General features: G+C 41.6%; 13 protein-coding genes. All 13 read left to right on the plus strand.

Features of this window, described 5'->3' with window-relative positions; all coding sequences use genetic code 11:
- Nucleotides 1-23 precede the first annotated feature (23 nt).
- A complete protein-coding gene (locus QR40_RS22990; protein ID WP_044296923.1) occupies nucleotides 24-1,481 on the plus strand; it encodes an IS1182 family transposase in 1,458 nt (485 codons plus the stop codon).
- Nucleotides 1,482-1,627: 146 nt separating this feature from the next.
- On the plus strand, nucleotides 1,628-1,864 hold the full coding sequence (locus QR40_RS22995; RefSeq protein WP_044296925.1) for a hypothetical protein: 237 nt from the start codon (nucleotides 1,628-1,630) through the stop codon (nucleotides 1,862-1,864).
- A 217-nt stretch (nucleotides 1,865-2,081) separates the two neighbouring features.
- Complete coding sequence (locus QR40_RS23000) at nucleotides 2,082-3,023, plus strand: carbohydrate ABC transporter permease (RefSeq protein WP_044296926.1); 942 nt, start codon at nucleotides 2,082-2,084, stop codon at nucleotides 3,021-3,023.
- Between the two features lie 4 nt (nucleotides 3,024-3,027).
- Entirely contained in the window at nucleotides 3,028-3,885 is an 858-nt protein-coding gene (locus tag QR40_RS23005) for a carbohydrate ABC transporter permease (RefSeq protein ID WP_044296927.1), read from the plus strand.
- A 172-nt stretch (nucleotides 3,886-4,057) separates the two neighbouring features.
- Entirely contained in the window at nucleotides 4,058-5,578 is a 1,521-nt protein-coding gene (gene arfA / locus QR40_RS23010; RefSeq protein WP_044296996.1) for an arabinosylfuranosidase ArfA, read from the plus strand.
- 27 nt (nucleotides 5,579-5,605) lie between these two features.
- A complete protein-coding gene (locus QR40_RS30230) occupies nucleotides 5,606-13,588 on the plus strand; it encodes a DUF5695 domain-containing protein (RefSeq protein ID WP_052431015.1) in 7,983 nt (2,660 codons plus the stop codon).
- 480 nt (nucleotides 13,589-14,068) lie between these two features.
- Nucleotides 14,069-14,581 (plus strand): A24 family peptidase, encoded by a 513-nt coding sequence (locus QR40_RS23020; RefSeq protein ID WP_052431016.1) that lies wholly within the window; start codon nucleotides 14,069-14,071, stop codon nucleotides 14,579-14,581.
- Complete coding sequence (locus QR40_RS23025) at nucleotides 14,578-15,624, plus strand: P-loop NTPase family protein (RefSeq protein ID WP_052431017.1); 1,047 nt, start codon at nucleotides 14,578-14,580, stop codon at nucleotides 15,622-15,624. Before QR40_RS23020 ends, QR40_RS23025 begins: the two co-directional genes overlap by 4 nt.
- On the plus strand, nucleotides 15,587-16,825 hold the full coding sequence (locus QR40_RS23030) for a CpaF family protein (protein ID WP_027295320.1): 1,239 nt from the start codon (nucleotides 15,587-15,589) through the stop codon (nucleotides 16,823-16,825). The genes QR40_RS23025 and QR40_RS23030 overlap by 38 nt, the downstream gene beginning before the upstream one ends.
- A gap of 60 nt (nucleotides 16,826-16,885) precedes the next feature.
- Nucleotides 16,886-17,623, plus strand: a complete 738-nt coding sequence (locus QR40_RS23035; RefSeq protein WP_027295319.1) for a type II secretion system F family protein — start codon at nucleotides 16,886-16,888, stop codon at nucleotides 17,621-17,623.
- 3 nt (nucleotides 17,624-17,626) lie between these two features.
- Nucleotides 17,627-19,069 (plus strand): type II secretion system F family protein, encoded by a 1,443-nt coding sequence (locus QR40_RS23040; RefSeq protein WP_044296928.1) that lies wholly within the window; start codon nucleotides 17,627-17,629, stop codon nucleotides 19,067-19,069.
- A gap of 54 nt (nucleotides 19,070-19,123) precedes the next feature.
- Complete coding sequence (locus tag QR40_RS23045) at nucleotides 19,124-19,291, plus strand: Flp1 family type IVb pilin (RefSeq protein ID WP_027295317.1); 168 nt, start codon at nucleotides 19,124-19,126, stop codon at nucleotides 19,289-19,291.
- Nucleotides 19,292-19,370: 79 nt separating this feature from the next.
- Nucleotides 19,371-20,915 (plus strand): DUF5702 domain-containing protein, encoded by a 1,545-nt coding sequence (locus tag QR40_RS23050; RefSeq protein WP_044296929.1) that lies wholly within the window; start codon nucleotides 19,371-19,373, stop codon nucleotides 20,913-20,915.
- The last annotated feature ends 30 nt before the right edge of the window (nucleotides 20,916-20,945 follow it).

Consider the following 20,945-nt stretch of genomic DNA (forward strand, 5'->3'; position numbering starts at 1 on the left):
TATCAAATAAAGGCGGTGTTTTTATGGTAGATCAACAACAAAAATTAGTATTAAGTTCCTACATGAAAATATATGAATTGGTGRTTCCCAGGAATAATCTTCTCCGACAGATAAAAGAACTCGTAAACTTCGGATTTATTTATGAAGAGTTAATTGATAAATATTGTCTTGATAACGGACGTAATGCAGTTCCACCTATCCGCATGTTTAAATATCTGCTGTTAAAAGCAATTTATGATCTATCGGATGTTGATGTCGTAGAGCGTTCCAGGTATGATATGTCTTTTAAATACTTTCTGGATATGGTGCCGGAGGAGGAGGTTATTAATCCCAGCTCATTGACGAAATTTCGTAAATTGCGATTAAAAGAYATGGCACTTTTAGATATGCTGATTGCGAAAACAGTCCAGATTGCATTAGAGCAGGAAATCATAAAATCAAAAACCATTATTGTTGATGCCACACATACAAAATCAAGATACAATCAAATGACTCCGCGGCAGGCACTACAGGAAAGGTCAAAAAAACTACGGCGTACCGTTTATGAAGTGGAAGAAACAATGAAAAACCAGTTTCCTGCTAAAAATACAGAAGATTCTYTGGAAAAAGAACTGGCGTATTGCAATCAGCTTATTTCCACTATAAAAGAGAATAAAACGATATGCAGCTATCCCAAAGTGCAGGAAAAATTGAAATTATTAGAAGAAGCTGTCCGTGATGACCTTGAACAWATGGATACCTCAAAAGATGGGGATGCAAAAATTGGACATAAGACAGCAGACACCTCCTTCTTTGGATATAAAACACATATCGCCATGACGGAAGAAAGAATTATTACAGCTGCCACAATAACCAGCGGAGAGAAAACGGATGGAAAGGAATTGGCAGCCCTGGTACAGAAAAGCAGGGAAGCAGGAATGGAGATTAAAACAGTTATTGGTGACAAGGCATATGCAAGCAAAAAAAATATAGATGCTGCAAGAGAAGAAGATTATGAACTGGTCGCTAGATTATGCAGTAATGTTACACAAGGAAATCGTAAAAAGGAAGATAAATTTGAATTTAACAAAGATGCTTTAATGTATCAATGTAAAGCAGGGCATATGGCAATCCATAAATATCTGAATAAACAAAAAGCTGAGGGCAGGAATGCGCGGATAACCTATACTTTTGATATAAAAAAATGTAAAAAATGCCTTTATAGAGAAGGATGCTACAAAGAGGGAGCGAAAAAAAAGACATATACAGAGACGGTCATCAGTGATACCCATAGCGAACAGGCACAATTTCAGGAAACGGAATATTTTAAAGAAAAAGTAAAAGAGCGTTATAAGATAGAAGCAAAAAACAGCGAGTTAAAACATAGACATGGTTATGACGTTGCGTCATCATCAGGTCTTATTGGCATGGAAATGCAGGGGGCGATGGCAATATTTGCAGTGAACCTCAAACGAATCATGAAAGTGATGGGGGAAAAATAAAGGAATCCCTAGTTCAGAAAAAGGAATCATCCATAGAAAATGTACAAAAATCCACCAGAAAAATTTGAGTCTGGTGGATTTTGTGTTTTATTAATAAGGAAGGATTTAAAAACATATGTTTTTCAGTGCCCTCGGACGTATGGTCTATGGAAGAGGTAACACATAATCCGGATAACGAATTTGTACAGTATTTTAAAAATAACCCATTTGATGTATTAAATGAAATTAAAGATCAGATCGGTCTGATCAAATCTACAGAGGCCTATCCGGCAATCAACAGTACATTCAGTGCAACTACTTTGAATGCAATCTTTGACAGCGATCAGGATATTGCTGCGGCTCTGGAAGAAGCACAGTCTCAGATTGAGAATGAATTACAGTAGGTGTCAGAAAAGACACTGGAAAGAACACATATATTTGCAATAGCCCTGAAGCATGTCTGAAAATGCTTGTCTTCGCTTTGTGGGATGTGACAGCCAAATTTAGGGGGCGTAGCAGGCTACGTTCCCTTTATTTGTATGAAAACAGGATAATTCAAATATGTGGTAGGGAATGTAAATTCCCGGGCTGACAAAAGCAAATGTTGAAAGGGGTAAAAAAATGAGTGGCAGGAAGACGGTACAGGTACAGCAGCAGGAAGAAAAGAAGTTTAATTTTCGGAAATTACTATATTCTCAGAAAATAGCACCATATGTGTTCATACTTCCGTTTGTCTTAACGTTTTTAATATTTTGGCTGTTTCCGTTGGCGAAGGCCGGAGTTATGAGTTTCCAGGAGGTTTTGCCGGGACAGACATCCTTTGTTGGAATAAAAAACTATAGTAAATTAGCAGGCGACAATATCTTTAAGATTGCTCTATGGAACAGTCTGAAATATATGATTGGAACACTTATTCTTTTGATTCCAATTCCAATGCTGCTTGCGTACATGATTAACAGCAAACTAATGTCGGCAAAAGAGATGTTCAAATCTGTATTTTTTGTTCCGATTCTTACTTCTATCGTAGTAGCGGGTACCATTTTCCGTCTGATGTTTGGTGAAATGGACTCCGCGTTTATGAACAGTATTATGAATGCGCTGGGATTAGAGCCGGTAAAATGGCTAAAAAACAGTTTTACGGCTTATGTGGCATTGCTGTTTCTTGCCTGCTGGAGGTGGATGGGTGTTAATATGCTGTATTTTATTTCCGGATTAAACGGCATTCCTACAGAACTTTATGAGTCGGCATCCATTGACGGTGCTTCATCCTTTAAGAAGTTTATTTATGTGACACTGCCAATGTTAAAACCTACGATTACCTATGTTCTTACCATTAGTATCTATGGCGGTCTGGCGATGTTTACAGAGAGCTATATGCTGTGGGCGGGAAAGGACTCCCCTCAGAATATCGGTCTTACCATTGTCGGCTACCTGTATCGGCAGGGAATCCAGAAAAATGAAATGGGCTATGCGGCAGCCGTAGGTGTGATTCTGCTGGCGATCACCATGATTATCAATATTGCACAGCTGACGTTTTCAGGCATGTTTAAGAAGGAGGACTAATGAGATGGCACGGCAAAATGTGGGTGGAAAAACAAAAATAATATGGATGAAAATCTTCTTATTAGTATTCTTTACGCTGTTGGCAATAGTAATTCTGGTACCATTTGCAGCAATGGTCATCGCCAGTTTTAAAGATGGAAAAGAACTGATCCAGTATGGACTTAACTTAAAGATTGAACCGGATAAAATGAGCCTTAAGAATTACGTTTATCTGTTTACCGGAGAGCACAGCTATTTTACCTGGTTTATCAACAGTGTATTCCTGACCGTGGTGCAGGTGGTATTAACTTTGCTGGTGAGTGCCTGTGTGGGTTACGGATTTGCTGCTTATAATTTTAAAGGAAAAAATTTCTTCTTTGTCTGTGTACTTCTGATCTTAATGGTACCATTTGAAATACTGATGCTGCCTTTGTATAACCAGATGATCGGCATGAAGCTTAGTAATACTTATACAGGAATTGTACTGCCGTTTATGGCAAATGCTTCAACGATATTCTTCTTCCGCCAATATCTTGAGGGAATCCCCAAAGAGCTGATTTCGGCGGGACGTGTAGATGGAGCTACGGAATACGGCATATTTGTAAAATTGATTTTCCCAATTATGAAACCGGCAATGGCTTCTATGGCAATATTAAATGGTATGACTTACTGGAATAACTTTCTCTGGCCGCTGTTAATTTTAAGGGATGATAAGAAATATACCCTGCCAATCGGTCTGAATACTTTACTGACACCTTATGGAAATAACTATGATCTGCTGATTGTGGGTTCCTGCTTCTCGGTAATTCCTATATTAATTCTGTTTCTTTGTTTTCAGAAGTATTTTATAGAAGGAATGGTAGCCGGAGCGGTGAAGGGTTAAGCGCGTCCAGAAAAGGATTACGGCACCGCCTAATGGTGCAGTATTGTAAGTGCCAGCGGCATACTAACAGGTAATGTTGAAAAAATATGAAATAGAAAGGCAGTGTTGCAGGCAGGCTATTTGCAGCAGATATAAAGTGCCGGCATGCCAGCAATATGCAGTGGATATCAATATGAATAAAAATGCAAAAATGATAATCGATAAAAGTTTCCGGATTGCAGAAATAGATAAGAGAATTTATGGTTCTTTTATTGAGCATCTGGGAAGGGCTGTTTATAACGGAATTTATCAGCCGGGACACCCAACCGCAGATGAAGACGGATTTCGCAGAGATGTTCTGGATCTGGTAAAAGAGTTAAAGGTTCCCCTGATCCGGTACCCGGGCGGAAATTTCGTGTCCAATTATTTCTGGGAAGATGGCGTAGGCCCTGTGGAACAGCGTAAAAAACGTCTGGAACTGGCATGGCGGAGCCTGGAAACAAACGAAGTGGGGCTAAATGAGTTTGCAAAGTGGGCAAAGAAGGTTGATGCGGATATCATGATGGCTGTGAATCTGGGAACCAGAGGCATTGCTGATGCATGTAACCTGCTGGAGTATTGCAATCATCCGTCCGGAACATATTACAGTGACTTAAGAAGAAGCCATGGAGTGGAAGAGGCATATGGAATTAAGACCTGGTGCCTGGGAAATGAGATGGATGGAGAATGGCAGATCGGACATAAGACGGCGGATGAGTATGGACGCCTGGCTGCAGAAACGGCCAAGGCAATGAAACTGATTGATTCGTCTATAGAAATGGTTAGCTGCGGAAGTTCCTTTGCGGCGATGCCGACATTTCCGGAGTGGGAAGCGGCAACACTGAATCATACTTACGATTTCGTGGACTATATATCTCTGCATCAATACTATGGAAATACCATGAATGATACGGCAGATTATCTGGCACTGACCATGGATATGGAACATTTTATACATACGGTAGTGTCTGCCTGTGACTATATTAAGGCAAAGAAGAGAAGTAAAAAGGTAATGAATTTAAGCTTTGATGAATGGAATGTATGGTTTCACTCATCGGAAGCAGATGACGATACCATGAAGAACCGTCCATGGCAGAAAGCACCTCATTTACTGGAGGATATCTATACATTTGAAGATGCGCTGATGGTGGGATTAATGCTGATTATGCTGTTAAAACACGCAGACCGTGTCAAAGTGGCATGTCTGGCTCAATTAGTAAATGTTATTGCACCGATTATGACGGAAGATGACGGGGGAGTTTGGAAGCAGACGATTTTCTATCCATTTCTTCATGCGTCTCTGTATGGAAGGGGAACTGCACTTTTGCCGGTTCTGGATACTCCAAAGCACGATACCATCGGTCATTGCGATGTTACAGATATTGAATCGGTTGCGGTTTACCGGGAAGATAAAGAAGAGGTTACCATATTTGCGGTGAACCGGAATATTCACGAAGATATCACCCTGAGCTGTGATGTAAGAAGCTTTGCGGGATACGATATTTTAGAACATATTATTATGGAAGAGGGTGACTTAAAGACGGTAAATGCTTATGGAAGGGAACGTGTTCTGCCGAAGAACAGCAAGGAATCGGAAATGGACAAGGGAATTCTGACCGCAAAATTACATAAGGCTTCATGGAATGTAATCCGGTTGGGGAAACAGGGAAGGTAAACGAAAGAGGAACGAGGAGGTTCGCAAATGAAAAAGAAACGATTGGTGAATGGGGCTGTTAAGGTAACTGCATCGGCATTGGCAATGGCGCTGATGATAACATCTGTACCTCTGCCGGGTCTGACAGGGACAGATACGGTATATGCAGCAGAGAAAGCCGCAGAAACAGATGAATTTTTTATAGCACCGGATGGGGAAAGACCTAATAATGTAGCAGGGAGCGCAGATGTTTCCACCAGTTATGTATCAGGCTGGGAAACCCTTACTGCTGTAAATGACGGAAAAGTATCAAAGACTTCCGGGACAGGAAAAGAAGAAACCGGTGCATGTTATGGTTCCTGGGGGAATCCGGCTAAACCTGCCAGTGAAACATTGACATATACCTGGGAAAATGAAGTGGAACTAAACAGCAGCGGAGTTTATTTCTGGTATGACGGGGACGAACCTGATTCCGGTGGTATTAAAATTCCGAAATCCTGTAAATATGAATACATGGATGCGGATGGTAACTTTGTAGAAGTTGGAAACGCAAAGGGTCTTGGATGCAGGGCGGATGGGTTCAATATTACAACATTTGATACAGTGAAGACAAAAGGTCTGAGAGTGACCATAGAAAAACAGAAAGCTGATGAAAATGGAGTCGGCGTTATTGAATGGGAAGCATATGGTAAGGTGATGCCATTTAATATTGCGCCAAGAGCAGAGGCATCTGCAAGCATTAACCGTCCCGAGGATCTGGGCGGCATAGATGCTCTGAATGATGAAGCAGAACCGGCAGCATCTGCAGGTGCGGGAGACGGGCTGGTCTGGCACAGCTGGACAAATGAAGGACAGATGGCATATGTGCAGTACACCTGGCAGAAAGAAGCTGTGATTGACAGCACCGAAATATACTATTTTACAGATAATGGAGGAATCCTTGCGCCGGAGAAGACGGTAGTGGAATACTGGGATGCCGCAGCTGGAGATTGGGCAGAAGCAGCCGTTGTCACTGAAAATAAACTGGATGCGTATAACGTAGTCACCTTTGACCAGCCGATTAAGACGAATCAGCTGAAACTGACTATGACGCCGCAGGGATACGGAACACCCGAAAACCATGCCGTTGGAATCAAGGAGTGGAAGGTTTTGGGAAATGCAGAAAAGCCAAGCGGTGAAGTAGAGCTTTCCAATGACTATTTTTATCTGAAGATCGGTAAATACGGACACATTGATGAGCTTAAAATTCAGGGAGACCTATATGATACCAACTATGTATTAAATGCAGAATATGCACCAACCCAGGGAGCCTCCAAAGAACATCAGTGGATGGGCGAATTAATGTTCCAGACCAAATGGGAGGGTGAGGATACCTGGACAGAATCTATGACCAGTGCCTCGGATAATGGCAGCAAAACGAGAAAGATTGAGTTAAAAGGAAATAAAGTAGAAGTTACCTATGAAGATGCTAAAGAAGATAAGGGCATTAAGGACTTCAAGCTGGTTGAGACTTATGAATTAGTGGATAATCAGATCGTATGGTCCATGACAGTCACCAATACCAAAGATAAGAATCTGATCATCGGCGACTTCGGCGTGCCAATGCCATTCAGTGAGTTCTGGCCGGGAGGAACGCAGGTTTATGAAACTTCAGTAGTGGATCATTCTTTTGTAGGACAGGATTCCAGCTATATCTATGCAAGCAGGCCAAGCGGTCAGGGTAAGTTCCTGTTATTTACACCGGATACTTCTACCGGGGCAGGATTTGAGTATCAGGATCACTGGAGAATCAACAATGGACATGCAGGCTCTGTCTGGGCACAGGACCAGGGCGGCTGGGCAAATGGATTGAATGTATTCTATATTCATTCTGATGTTATCAAGTCTACAGGAAGCAGTTATCTGGAAAACACGTCTCTGACGCTGGCACCCGGAGAGAGTAAAACATATACGTTTAAATTTACAGGTGTAGATGATGAGCAGGATATGAAAACAAAGCTTTATGAGGAAGGCATTATTGATGCGGTAGCAGTTCCAAGTATGGCATTTTCCGTTAATATGCCCGCTAAATTCTATCTGCATACTTCCTATGGAAAAGATCAGATTCAGGACATTCAGGTAAATTGTTCTCATGATACCGGTCTTTATGAAGGGCTTCAGAAATCAGTTTCCAATAAGCAGGAATGTACCAAAGAAGAGGGAACAAAAGTAGAATATCTGGAAACCGTTACACAGGATGGAGAGCAGTATCACATTTACAACTTGCAGCTTTCCTGCCTTGGTGCAAACCATGTTGAGATCACATATGATGATGGTAAGCAGACAACCCTGCAGTTCTATGCGATGGACAGCGTGGAGGATGCACTGGAACTGCATGCTGATTTTGTAACAGAGAAAACTCAGGTCAACGCACCTGGTGAAATCTATGACAAGATATTTGATGACTGGATGATGGATACAAAGTCTGTCCGCGGTGTATACGAAGGATACTTTGGCTGGGGCGATGACTGGGGATTCACCCATGGTGAATATCTGGCGGAAAAGAATGTTTACCAGCCGGTTAAAGAACAGATTACGGCAGTGGATGAGTATCTGGATACCTTTATCTGGAATGGGCTGATGAAAGAGCACCAGGAAGATTACATGGTAAATGACTGGCTGGATAATGAACCAAATAATACCGGACAGGGAATATACCGTGGTTATGCGTATCCCCATGTATACAATACATATTTCTCTATGTATAAGATCGCAGAGAAATATCCCGATATGATTGATTATGCGGAAGATAAGGGAACATATCTGCTGCGCGCCGCAAATATATTAAAGGCGTTATATAGTAAAGGAGTATCTTATAACTGGGATACCGGACTGATGGGTGAATCCACAACACCGGATATTATTGCAGCATTAGAATCAGAGGGGTATTATGATGAGGCTGCACAAGTGACCGAAATCATGGATGAAAAGTACAGCAACTTCAAAGGAAATAAATATCCATACGGTTCCGAGTATGCGTATGATAATACCGGTGAAGAAGCGGTATATACCCTTGCGAAATTAAATGACAATACGGATATGATGGGCAAGATTGACTTGAAGACCAGGGCTTGCCGCGGACTGCAGCCTATCTGGTACCACTATGGAAATCCTACTACTATCTGCGGTGAGAACTGGTGGAACTTCCAGTATACGGCATCATTAGCCGGCTATTGTATGGATGACTGGCTGAGACTTCAGGACAACGGCCTGACAGAAACTGAGATGGCAGATGCAGCCCGTGTGAACTATGCAGGAAAACTTGCAAATCTTACCTGTATAAATTCAGGACAGATCGATGCAGACCCGGAAAATATCGGCACCGTATCATGGACATACCAGTCTGAACTTGGCAATTCCGGCGGACAGGGAACAGGCGGCGGAAGTATTCATAACGGATGGCGTCAGATGTCCGGTGAAGCAGACACAGGATTGTTTGGTGCACTGCGTATTCTGTCTTCTGATGTTTCAACGGACAATATCTTTGGATTATTCGGATATGGCTGCGAAGTAAGTGAAGAGGGCGGTTTCTATCAGGTGACACCGTTAGACGGAGTTTATACCAGACTGAACTTTATCAACCAGAAACTCTCTATTGAGCTTGACAGAGATCAGTATACCCGGGCCAAGGTAAGTAAGGACAGTAATTACGTTGAATTAAATGTCAGAAACCTGGAAGTTTCCGAGCATAAATCTGACATTGAATTTACGGGATTAAAACCGGGATCTTATCAGATTAAGGTAAATGGCAATGTAACAGGCAGTTTCCAGTATATTGGAGAGGAAACAACTGTTGTATCCGTTCCGCTTCCGGCGGCAGAGACAGCAAGCGTTGTGATTGAAGAAGGAGAACCGTTGGAAAATACAGCTCCGGCTGTGGATGCAGGGAAAGACTTAAATGTGTATTTATCAGATACTTACCGATTGGAAGGCGCTGCAAAGGATGACGGATATCCAAACATGACGCTCACCAGCTTATGGGAAGTAACCTCGAAACCGGAAGGGGCTAACGTTACCATTGCAAATCCCGATAAGTTAATTTCCGGCATTTCCGTAGATAAAGCAGGAACATATCAGTTGAAGTTATCAGTAAGTGACGGTGCTTTAAGTGCAGAAGATACTTTAACCCTCGTTGTAAAAGAGGATGAAAAGTTACCGGAAGTTTTGGCTAATTATGAATTTGAAGAAGTGGATGTATTAAAAAGAGTAGTAAAAGATTCTTCGTCAGCAGGAAATGATGCGGCAGCGGTCAGCAAGCCGGCAGTGGCAGAAGGCAAAGAAGGAAATGCTGTTAACTTTACCGGTACCTACTGCGGATATGTGAAGATGCCGTCTTCTTTAACAAAGAATGTGACGGACTGCACAATTCTGGCAGACGTCAAGCTAAATGCGGTACAGGGAAGCGGTGCGCGCATATTCCATTTTGGAGATACTGACGGAAAACGTATGTATGTTTCCTTTGAAGGCAAGAATGAATTAGTATTAGGTATCACGGATACTAAGACAAATAAAACGGCAGAATACAAGACCGGAATCAAACTGGGTACAGGATTCTGGAAGAATATTGCATTGACAATGGAGAATCAGACACTTATCTTATATGTAGATGGTGAAGCGGTATATACATTAGAAGACTGTGGATTCACCCTGGCTGATCTGGGTGATGTGCAGATGAACTATATTGGAAGATCCGAGAATAAACAGTCGGCATTCTTAAATGGTCTTGTAGATAACTTTACAGTAAAATCTGCAGCTATGACAGCAGAAGAATTAGCGGATGCATATGCACCGGAGGAAGATGCAAAACCGGTTTCCGCAGAAGTGGGAAGCTACGTAACAGTTGTGGGAAAAGCACCGGAATTACCGGAAACATTGCGTGTGCTGTATGACAATGGAATCTATAAAGATTCTAAAGTAATATGGGAAGCCGTTTCCGAAGATAAATATGGAAAAGCTGGCAGCTTTAAAGTAAACGGAACGGTAGAAGGCATGGACCACCCTGTTCAGGCATCGGTATTTGTTATGGATGGAGAAGAAACCAATCTGGCATCCCTGGCAAAACCAACGGCGATTATTAACTCCGTAAATGATCTGGGCGGCGTGGCCGGATTAAATGATGGATTTGAACCTTCCTCTTCAATGGATACCAGCCATGGAGTTTGGCATAACTGGTTAGGCAACCAGGGCGGGGAGGCCTGGGTACAGTATACCTGGGAGAAAGAAATCATGATTACGGCATCAGATGCCTATTACTTCAAAGACGGCGGCGGCAACTTCTGTCCGGTAAGTGTAAAATACGAGTATCTGGGAAGCGGCGGAGACTGGCAGGCATTTACCGGTACAGACGGTCTGGGCGTGGCAACTAATAAATACAATAAGACAACCTTTGATCCGGTAATGACAAAAGCAATCCGAATGACTATGACGCCGGAGAAACTGGGATGCGGTGTGATTGAGTGGAAGGTTTACGGATATCAGGTTGATACGGAACCCGCTGTAGATATGACAGAGTTAAAGAAAGCCGTTGAACTGGCTGAAACAAAAGCAGCTTATTACTATACTGCAGAGACGTGGAGCACATTTGCGGATGTTCTGGAAGAAGCAGAAAATATGCTGTCAGATGAAACGGCCGTACAGGATGATGTGGACGCATTGTTAACAAAACTCCAGGAAGCAAAGGATGCTTTAGAGATTATGCCGGGAGCAGTAAGTGCTAATCTCGCACCGCAGGCAGAAGTTTCTGCAAGTGTAAATAAAGTACAGGCTGTAAAGGATGGTATTGATCCGGTAAATTCCTCAGATTCTTCAAATGGCGTATGGGACAGCACGGGAGAAGAAGGCAGGGAAGCCTGGGTTCAGTATGATTTTGAAGAGCTGGTAAGGATTGACAGTACAGACATTTATTATTATCAGGACGGCGGAAAGGTTAAGCTGCCAAAAGAAGCTCTGGTAGAGTATCTGAATGATGAAGGAGTCTGGACTGAGGCAGAAAAAATAACTGAAATGAAAGAGAACCAGTATAATACGATCACATTGAAAAAACCGGTTCTGGCAGCAGCAATTAGGGTGACCTTACAGCCACAGGATGAAAATTCGGCAATTGGTATCATCGAATGGAAGGTTTCCGGTGAACTGGTAAGTTCTCAGGGAGTCAACAAGAAAAACCTTAGAAACATCCTGGATATCGCCAATACAAAAGCAAAAGGCAGATACACAGCAGAAAGCTGGGCAGTATTTGCGGAAGCGCTTGCAAATGCACAGAATTTGGTCAACCAGGGAGGTCTGACACAGGAAGAAATCAATGCAACCTTTGACGCACTTTATAATGCAGTTAATGAATTGCAGGCAGCAGAACAGACACAGGAAATTATGAATATCGCACCGGAGGCTGCCGTGTCCGCCAATATCAACAGCCCGAATGATTTAGGCGGTGCAGACACAATGAAAGATGGTTATGATCCTGCTTCATCCATGGATAAATCAAATGGGACATGGCATAACTGGGGTCAGGAAGGCAAAGAAGCCTGGGTACAGTATGACTGGGATACAGCGCAGGAAATTCACAGCATTGATGTATATTATTTTACAGACGGAGGCGGAATTCTTCTTCCGGCAGAGTCCAGATTTGAGTATCTGGGAGAAGACGGTCAGTGGTACGAAATGAATACGGTTTCTGAAAATATACCGGATGCATACAACACCCTGAATCTGGAAAATCCGGTAATGGCTAAGGCATTAAAGATTACAATGCAGCCGGTAGTGGAAGCAGGAGGACTGCATGGAGTTGGCATCATTGAATGGCGGGTAATGGCCATGACAGGTGCAGCAGACAGCGTTATTACTTCCGAACTGGAAGGGTTGATTGCAGCAGCTCAGAAAAAGTCCGAAGCAGATTATACAGTACTAGGATGGAGTCAGTTACAGACAGCGCTTGGACAGGCAGATAATGCGCTGGGCAAAGGAGATGTAACACAGGAAGAGATTGATGCGGCAGCAAAAGCATTGCAGGAAGCAATGATTATCAGGGAAGATCCGGTAGTTCCAGCAGATAAGAAAGAACTCATAAACCTGATTACCCTTGCAGAAAGCAAACTGTCCGGTAAATATACGACAGAAAGCCTGGATGCCCTGAAGAAAGCATTACAAAATGCAAAGAAGACAGCGGCAGACGAAAAAGCAGTTCAGGAAGAAGTAGATCAGGCTAAAACAGCACTGGAAGCTGCAATCGCAGGCTTAAAAGTAAAAGAGGATCCAAAGCCGATAGTAAATAAGGCAGAATTACAGAAGCTGATTAACTCATATGCAGGGCTTAAGTCATCCGATTATACTGCAGTAAGCTGGTCTGCATACTTGAAAGTATTAAATAACGCAAAGATGGTGAACCTGAATGCTAATGCAGCACAAAAGGACGTGGATGCTGCGTTGTCCATGCTGCAGCAGGCATACAAGGCCCTTGTGAAAGCACCCGTTGTTAAACCGGTTCCGAAAAAGAATGCAGTAGTAACAATTGGTAATGCGAAATACAAGGTTACAAAATCATCGAGCAAAAATGGAACCGTAATGTATGTAAAACCTACGAAAATAACTTTTAAGAAGGTTACGATACCCGCAGCGGTTAAGATTAACGGTTATACATTCAAAGTAACCCAGATTGCAAAGAAGGCATTTTACAAGAATAAAAAACTGCAGAGTGTCACCATTGGAAAATATGTGACCAATATTGGACCAAGTGCATTCCGGGATTGTAAGAAGCTGAAATCTGTGGTGATCGGATCAAGCGTAAAGCGTATTGAAAAGTATGCATTTATGAATGATAAGAATCTAAAAAAGATTACGATTAAGAGTAAGAATTTGAAAACCATTCAAAAGAAGGCGTTTACAAATATTTATAGTAAGGCAGAGTTTAAGGTACCTGCGAAGAAGTTGAAGAATTATAAGAAACATTTGTTAGATCGTGGGGTAAAAACAACTGCTAAGTTTAAAAAGTTATAATCAGCTAAGATAGTATTTAAATTGTAGAATGAATGGTTTGGAAGTGTCAGGAGCTTTCCTTTTGGGAGGAGTCTGGCACTTCTTTCTTTTATTAGAGTTTCCTATTTTATTATGCAGGTAGAAACCCAATAAAAACAAAAGGTCTCATAATTATTATGGAATACTATAAATAAAAAATATTGCAACTTAATATTGACAAATGCAACAGCGTAATATATAATGAAATCACTTCTTACAGAATTTCAACTTCATCTAAATTTAAAGGGATGATTTCTTCTTAAGAATTCTATTTTTCATAGTCAGATCGACTATATTTCCTTTGTGTTTTTTGTAACAGTTTTTAATTATTTCAAATTAGAAGTAGATAAATAAAGGGGGTGCTTTGCGATGGTGGCGGTATTCTGACATTGGCTTGAAGGAGCGCACACAATTTAATATACAGAACCAATGAACAAATTGAAATGTTTTATGAGGTGAGAAATGAAAGAAATGGAGTTTCTGTGCATTTTATGTCTGGTCTTATTGGCGGTTATTCTGGATTTTTGGAAGGGGAAAATACCAAACTTACTTACTTTCACAGGGATGGCAGCAGGCGGAGTGTTCCAAGCCTTAAATACAGGATATATGGGAATACTTTTATTTTTGGGAGGTGTAGGAACTCCGCTCCTGGTTTTAGGGGCATTATACTATTTTAGAATGATTGGAGCAGGAGACATTAAGTTATTCTGCGCATTGGGAAGCTTTTTAGGAACAACGAAGATCATAACCTGTATCTTTATTGCTTTTCTGGCAGGGGCAGGTATTTCAGTGATACTGATTCTATGGCGGCGCAATTTGTGGAACCGTCTTGCATATTTCTATGCGTATATCAGCAATTATTTTTATTTAAAAAAGTGGGAGCCATATCGGAGGGATGAAGATGTGGACAGCCATATGCATTTTTCAGTACCTATATTAATCAGCATTATATTATACGCGGGAGGTTTTTATTGAAGAAAAATATTTTTGCAGTATGTGATTTGGAAGCAGCGTATGCTTATAACTTAATGGAATACATGAATATCAAGCAAAACACACCATTCGAGGTGCAGGCATTTACCAATGTTAAAAGTCTCAGTATTTATGCAAAAGAGCATGATATTGAAATGCTTTTAATTTCGGCACAGGCTATGTGTGAGGAAGTGAAGACGCTTAATATTGGACGGATTATGATCCTGTCTGAAGGGGAACTGATACAGGAATTAGCGGAATACCCTGCTGTCTACAAATACCAGTCTTCTGACAATTTAATTGCAGAGGTTATGGGGTATTATGCAAATCAGAATGTAATGGTAAACCCGATGGCGTTATTGAAAAAGGATGTTGAGCTCATAGGGATTTATTCACCGGTTAAGAGAACGCTTAAGACTTCATTTGCTTTGACTCTGGGGCAGATTTTATCTAAAAAAAGAGCTGTATTATATTTAAATCTGGAGGACTATGCCGGATTTGAAACACTTATGGGGAAGGAGTTTGCGGCAGACATAGCGGATCTTATGTTTTTTGTAAGGCAGGGGAGCGGCAATATTATATACAAGTTAGACAGTATGGTACAGAGTATTCATAATCTGGATTATATCCCGCCTGCTTTTTCACCTATGGATCTTAGAAATGTGGAGTATGAGGAGTGGATGAAGCTATTGGGAGATATTATAAATTTTAGTTCCTATGATACCATCATTCTGGATATCGGGGAACAGATAGATGATGTCTTCCGATTATTGAAGCAATGCAGAAAAATCTACATGCCGGTAAGAGAGGACAGTGTATCACTGGCGAAATTGGATCACTTTGAAAAAGTACTGAAAATGTGGGACTGCGAAGATATACTGGAACGTACGAGAAAGCTGAAACTGCCTTTTCACAGCAGTTTCGGTCCCAGGGATCATTATGTGGAACAGCTTATGTGGGGGGAACTGGGCGACTATGTTAGAAAGTTAATTGATGAGGAAGAAAACGATGAAAGAGGCACAAGAACAGTTCCGGATCCTTCGTAAGCGGCTGCTTGAAAAACTGGAGAACGCAGGAAGCCTTAGTGATGAAGAAATCAAAGGGACAATTAATGAAATGCTCATAGAAGCGGGCAGAGAATTTTACTTAAGCCTGAAAAGAAAGGAAGAACTGCAAAAGGAACTGTTTAATTCCATCCGGAAGCTGGATATTCTACAGGAGCTGATCGATGATGATACGATTACGGAGGTTATGGTAAATGGAACAGATGGTATTTTTATTGAGAAAAACGGCAGAATTTCCAAATGGGATAAGAATTTTTATTCTAAAGGAAAGATTGAGGATCTGGTTCAGTCAATAGCGGCAAATAGCAACCGTATTGTGAATGAAACTGTTCCAATCGTAGATGCCAGATTAGAAAACGGTGCCAGAGTTAATATTGTTTTACCGCCGGCAGCGATTAATGGTCCGATTATTACCATCCGGCAGTTTCCAGCCAGTCCTATCCGGATTGGGGAATTAATGGCCTGGAAGGCAGTTACAAAAGAGGCGGCTGAATTTCTAAGGAAGCTGGTAATTGCCGGATACAACATCTTTATCAGTGGCGGAACCGGGTCCGGTAAGACCACATTTCTAAATGCATTATCTGATTTTATACCCAAAGAAGAAAGAATTATTACCATTGAGGACAATGCGGAACTCCAGATACAGGGAGTTAAGAATCTGGTAAGGCTGGAGGCGCGAAAAGGAAATACCCAGGGGGAGCACGAAATAACCATTAGGGATCTGATTAAATCGAGCCTTCGCATGCGGCCGGATCGGATTATCGTAGGTGAGGTACGTGGAGAAGAGGCGCTTGATATGCTGCAGGCGCTCAATACCGGACATGATGGCTCGCTCAGCACCGGACATGGGAACAGCCCCAGGGATATGCTGGCAAGATTAGAAACAATGGTTTTGCTGGGGATTGAGCTTCCGGTGTCGGCAATCCGCAGGCAGATTGCATCCGGAATTGATATTATGGTACACCTGGGGAGAATGCGGGATAGAAGCAGAAAAGTGTTAGAGATCATTGAAATTATGGGTTATCGCTATGAGACGGAGGAAATTATGACAAAAGTACTGTATGAATTTGAAGAGACCGGAACAGAAAAGGGTAAGATTACAGGTCAGCTTGTAAAAAAGGCAGCGTTAACAGATACCAGAAAATTACTGCAGCGGGGAGTCTACACTGGAGAAAAGATTTGAGGTATTGGAAAAAATTAGCTGCCTGGCGGTTTTATGCAGGAGATAAAAGGAGGATGAGAAATGGACTATAACCAGTATAATTTTACGGGTAAGCAGTGGATTTACCAGGTGCTGCTCTATGGGGTAATAGATGGAGCTGTCAGTATATTGTTTTACCGTTCCTTTCTTGCATTTATGGTTTTACTGCCTGGGTTCTTTTTTTTTCAGAAGCAAAGGAAAGGGGACTATATTCTGGCAGGAAAAAAAGAACTCAGCAAACAATTTCTGACTGGGATACAGGCCGTCTCTGCTGCGTTGTCTGCGGGATATTCCGTTGAGAATGCTTTTGAAGAAGCTTTGGGAGATATGGAGCGGGTGTATGAAAATGACGATATGATTATGAAGGAATTCACGCATATCAGAAATCAGCTGAAGCTGAATCATACTTTAGAAAATCTCTTGCTGGATCTTGCCAAAAGAAGCAGGATTGAGGAAATTGAGAATTTTGCTGAGGTATTCAGTGCGGCAAAAAGAACCGGCGGTGATCTGATAACAATTATTCGAAATACTATTTTATGTATCAGCCAAAAAGAAGAAACAAAAATGGAGATTGAAACCTGTCTGTCCGCCAAGCGTCTGGAACAGAAAATAATGAGTGGTGTTCCTTTTATGATACTAATTTATGTAGGGATTGCATCTCCGGGTTTCTTAGATGTAATGTATCACAATCCTGCCGGGATCTGTATTATGAGTCTTTGCTTGATAACCTATGGAGCTGCCTATATGTGGGGGAAGAAAATCGTGGATATTGAGGTGTAGCGTATGATGTTATGTTGGGGGTTACTGGCGGTATTTGGCATTTTATTTGCAGTGGCATCTGCGGTTAAAGTTCCGGAAAGCTTCTATATTAAAAAGCTCATGATACCGTTTTATAAAATAAGTATTTTTATATTCGAAATGTTTCCAAAAAAAGGACGGTTTTACGTTCAAAAGAGAGTGGAAAAAGATCTGGAGGCTGTTAGCTGCGGGAAAAAGGCTGACATTCAAAATTATTATATGGAAAAGCTGGCACTGGGGCTTTGTATTGTTTTTATAGGAACAGGGTGTTCTCTGGGAATACAGATTTTAACGGAATCGGATCAGATATTAAAAGAAGGCAATATACTGGAGCGTCCGGGATATGGAGAAGGAGATCTGGAAACAAGCCTTCAGGCAAAAATTGAGGGATTAGAGGATAAATCCGATATATCTTTTGATCTGGGAGCTCAGCAGTACCGTTTGGAACAAAAACAGGAATTAATAACCCAGGCAATTGGGAAGCTGGAGAAATTAATATTAGGGGAAAATAATACTATGGACGAAGTAAGGAAAAAATTGTATCTTCCCCAAACAATTCTGGAAGGAAAGGTTCAGGCAGAATGGATTTCTGAGCCACTTGAGATAATCGATGAAGAGGGATTTATTATCGGTGATATTCCGGAAGAAGGGATTCTGGTAAAGTTAACCGCAAGTCTGGAATGCTTTGGTGAAAAAGGAGAATTCTGCACTTATGCCCGGGTGCTGCCGCCTGTTTACACAAAAGAAGAAGAATTATATGTTCAGTTAAAGAAGGAAATTGAACAGGCAAATAAAGAAGGGGCAGCAGAGAAGGAGATGGAACTCCCGGATCGAGTTGATGGTAAGAAAGTCAAATGGTCTAAAAGTCCATCAGAGATTGCAGGAATTTTATGTGTGGCAGCTATTTTGGCCGGAATCTGCGTCTATATAGGAAAGGATGCCGAACTACATAAATTGGCGGAAGAGAGAAGCCGGCAAATGACAATGGATTATCCTGACATATTGTTTAAACTGTCCATGCTTCTGGGTGCCGGTTTAACATTAAAGGCAGCATTTTCTAAAGTTGCAGCAGAATATGAAAAAAGTAAGGATTTCAGACATAAACGGTATGCTTATGAAGAAATGGCAGCAGCCTGTCATAAAATGCAGTTGGGTATGTCGGAAGCTGCAGCGTATGAAGACTTCGGAAACAGATGTCAGGAGATCAGATATGTAAAACTGGGCTCACTGCTTGCTCAGAATTTGAGAAAAGGTTCTAACGGACTTATGGAAATCTTACAGAACGAAGCGCTTGCCTCCATGGATGAGCGAAAACAGATGGCAAAGCGGTTTGGTGAGGCAGCCGGAACGAAAATGCTTCTTCCTATGGGAATGATGTTAGTGATTGTATTGGTTATTTTAATGGTACCTGCGGTTATGTCTTTTTGACGTCATAACTTAGATTTAACCTTTGCGTTGCATGAGGGAAAGGAGGTGAGCAGCATGAGTCATGTCAGAGATTTTATCCGGGAAGAAGACGGCATAGGGGTTGTAGAAATTATTTTAATATTAGTGGTCTTAATCGGTCTCGTTATTATCTTTAAAAAACAACTAACCAGTCTGGTTAAAAGTATTTTCAGCAAAATAACAAGCCAAAGCAATGGAATCTAAAACGTGTTTAAAGCGTAATTATGATTTCGGTTGAAAAGAAGTTTTATGTTCAGATTATAAGATGAAAGGGGAGTATAAAATGGGGTGGTACAGACCAAAGGGAGCAATCACCGTATTCTTAAGTTTAGTTAGTGTACTGTTCTTATCTCTGATCTGTACAATGGCTGAATCGGCAAGGGTGCAGGGTGCAAGAGCGAAAGCAGAAGCAGTTTTGAACATGGGACTATTTTCTGTGTTTGGAGAATATGAGAAAAAGCTTCTGAATCAATATGATATTTTATTTTTGGACGGAGCTTATGGGAGCGGTACATATCATTCGGATAAAGTCAGACTCCGCATGGAGGATTTCATGTCCTATAATATCAATCCAGGTAAAGGATTTTCAGGCAATACTTTTGATCCGCTGAAGATGCAATTAGAGGATTGTAATATTAAGGGGATTTCATTGGCAACGGATGAGAAGGGAGAACCGTTTTACCAACAGGCAGTTACATTTATGAAGGATAACCTGGGGACAGAAGTCCTGAACAAATTATTAAAGGATTCGGATAAAGCAAAGGAACAGGAGGAAGCTCAAAAGCTTTATGAAGAAAGTGATGAAAATAATGGAAAGCAGCTGGAAGAGCTTAAAAGGCAGGAAGAAGATAGAATGGAGCAGGAAAGGCAGGAGGCAGAAAATAATAGTGGAAAAGAGGATTTAGAACTGCCGGCGGAACCGGAAGAAGTACCGGAACCGGTTGAGAATCCACTGGAAATCATTAAGAAAATAAAGGAAATGGGAGTATTGGCTCTGGTTCTTAAAGATCCGGATGCTTTATCTCAGAAAGCATTGAATATAGCAGAAATACCGTCCGGACGAGAGCTTGAAGAAGGAAACCTTCCTATTATAAAGAAGCATGATGGATTGAGCGGAGATGTTCTGTTTCAAGAATATCTGTTGGATCATTTTCCTGATATGACCTCCAAGAAGAAGGAAGGGGCGCTGGATTATCAAATAGAGTATATTTTATGCGGGAAAGAGAGTGATCAGGAGAACTTAAAAGGTGTTGTGAACCGACTGCTTTTACTGCGGGAAGGGAGTAATTTTTTATATGCGTTGTCAAATCAGGAAATGCAGACCCAGGCGGGAGCATTGGCAGCTGCAATTGTAGGTGTATTGGCAGTACCGGGACTTGTGACAGTGACAAAAATGGCGCTATTGCTGGCATGGGCATATGGGGAGAGTCTTTTGGATGTGCGCACCCTGCTTTCAGGGGGCAGGATAGCATTGGAAAAGACAGCGGCTACATGGAAACTTTCTTTGGAAAACCTGGGAAAGATAACAGAGCTTTTGCAGGAGGATGGAAGTTCGGACCAAAAGGGTTTAACTTATCGGGAGTATTTAAGAATGCTGCTGTTTACGGGGAAGAAGGCGCAGTATCCTATGAGGGGACTTGATTTAATAGAAGCGAATTTAAGAATGGAGGATAGTACCAAACACTTCAGGACAGATGCCTGTATCGAACAGATAAAAGCAGATACAAAATGGCAGGTCAATCCGTTGTTTATGAGAGTATCCGGAGCATTTTTGGGAATTGGAGAAGAAACCATAAAGTTTGAAGCAGAGGGTGTTTTTTCTTATTAAGTCAGGATGAACAATAGAAATTAGGTGAAG

This window comes from Robinsoniella peoriensis, assembly GCF_000797495.1.
Lineage (GTDB): Bacteria > Bacillota > Clostridia > Lachnospirales > Lachnospiraceae > Robinsoniella > Robinsoniella peoriensis.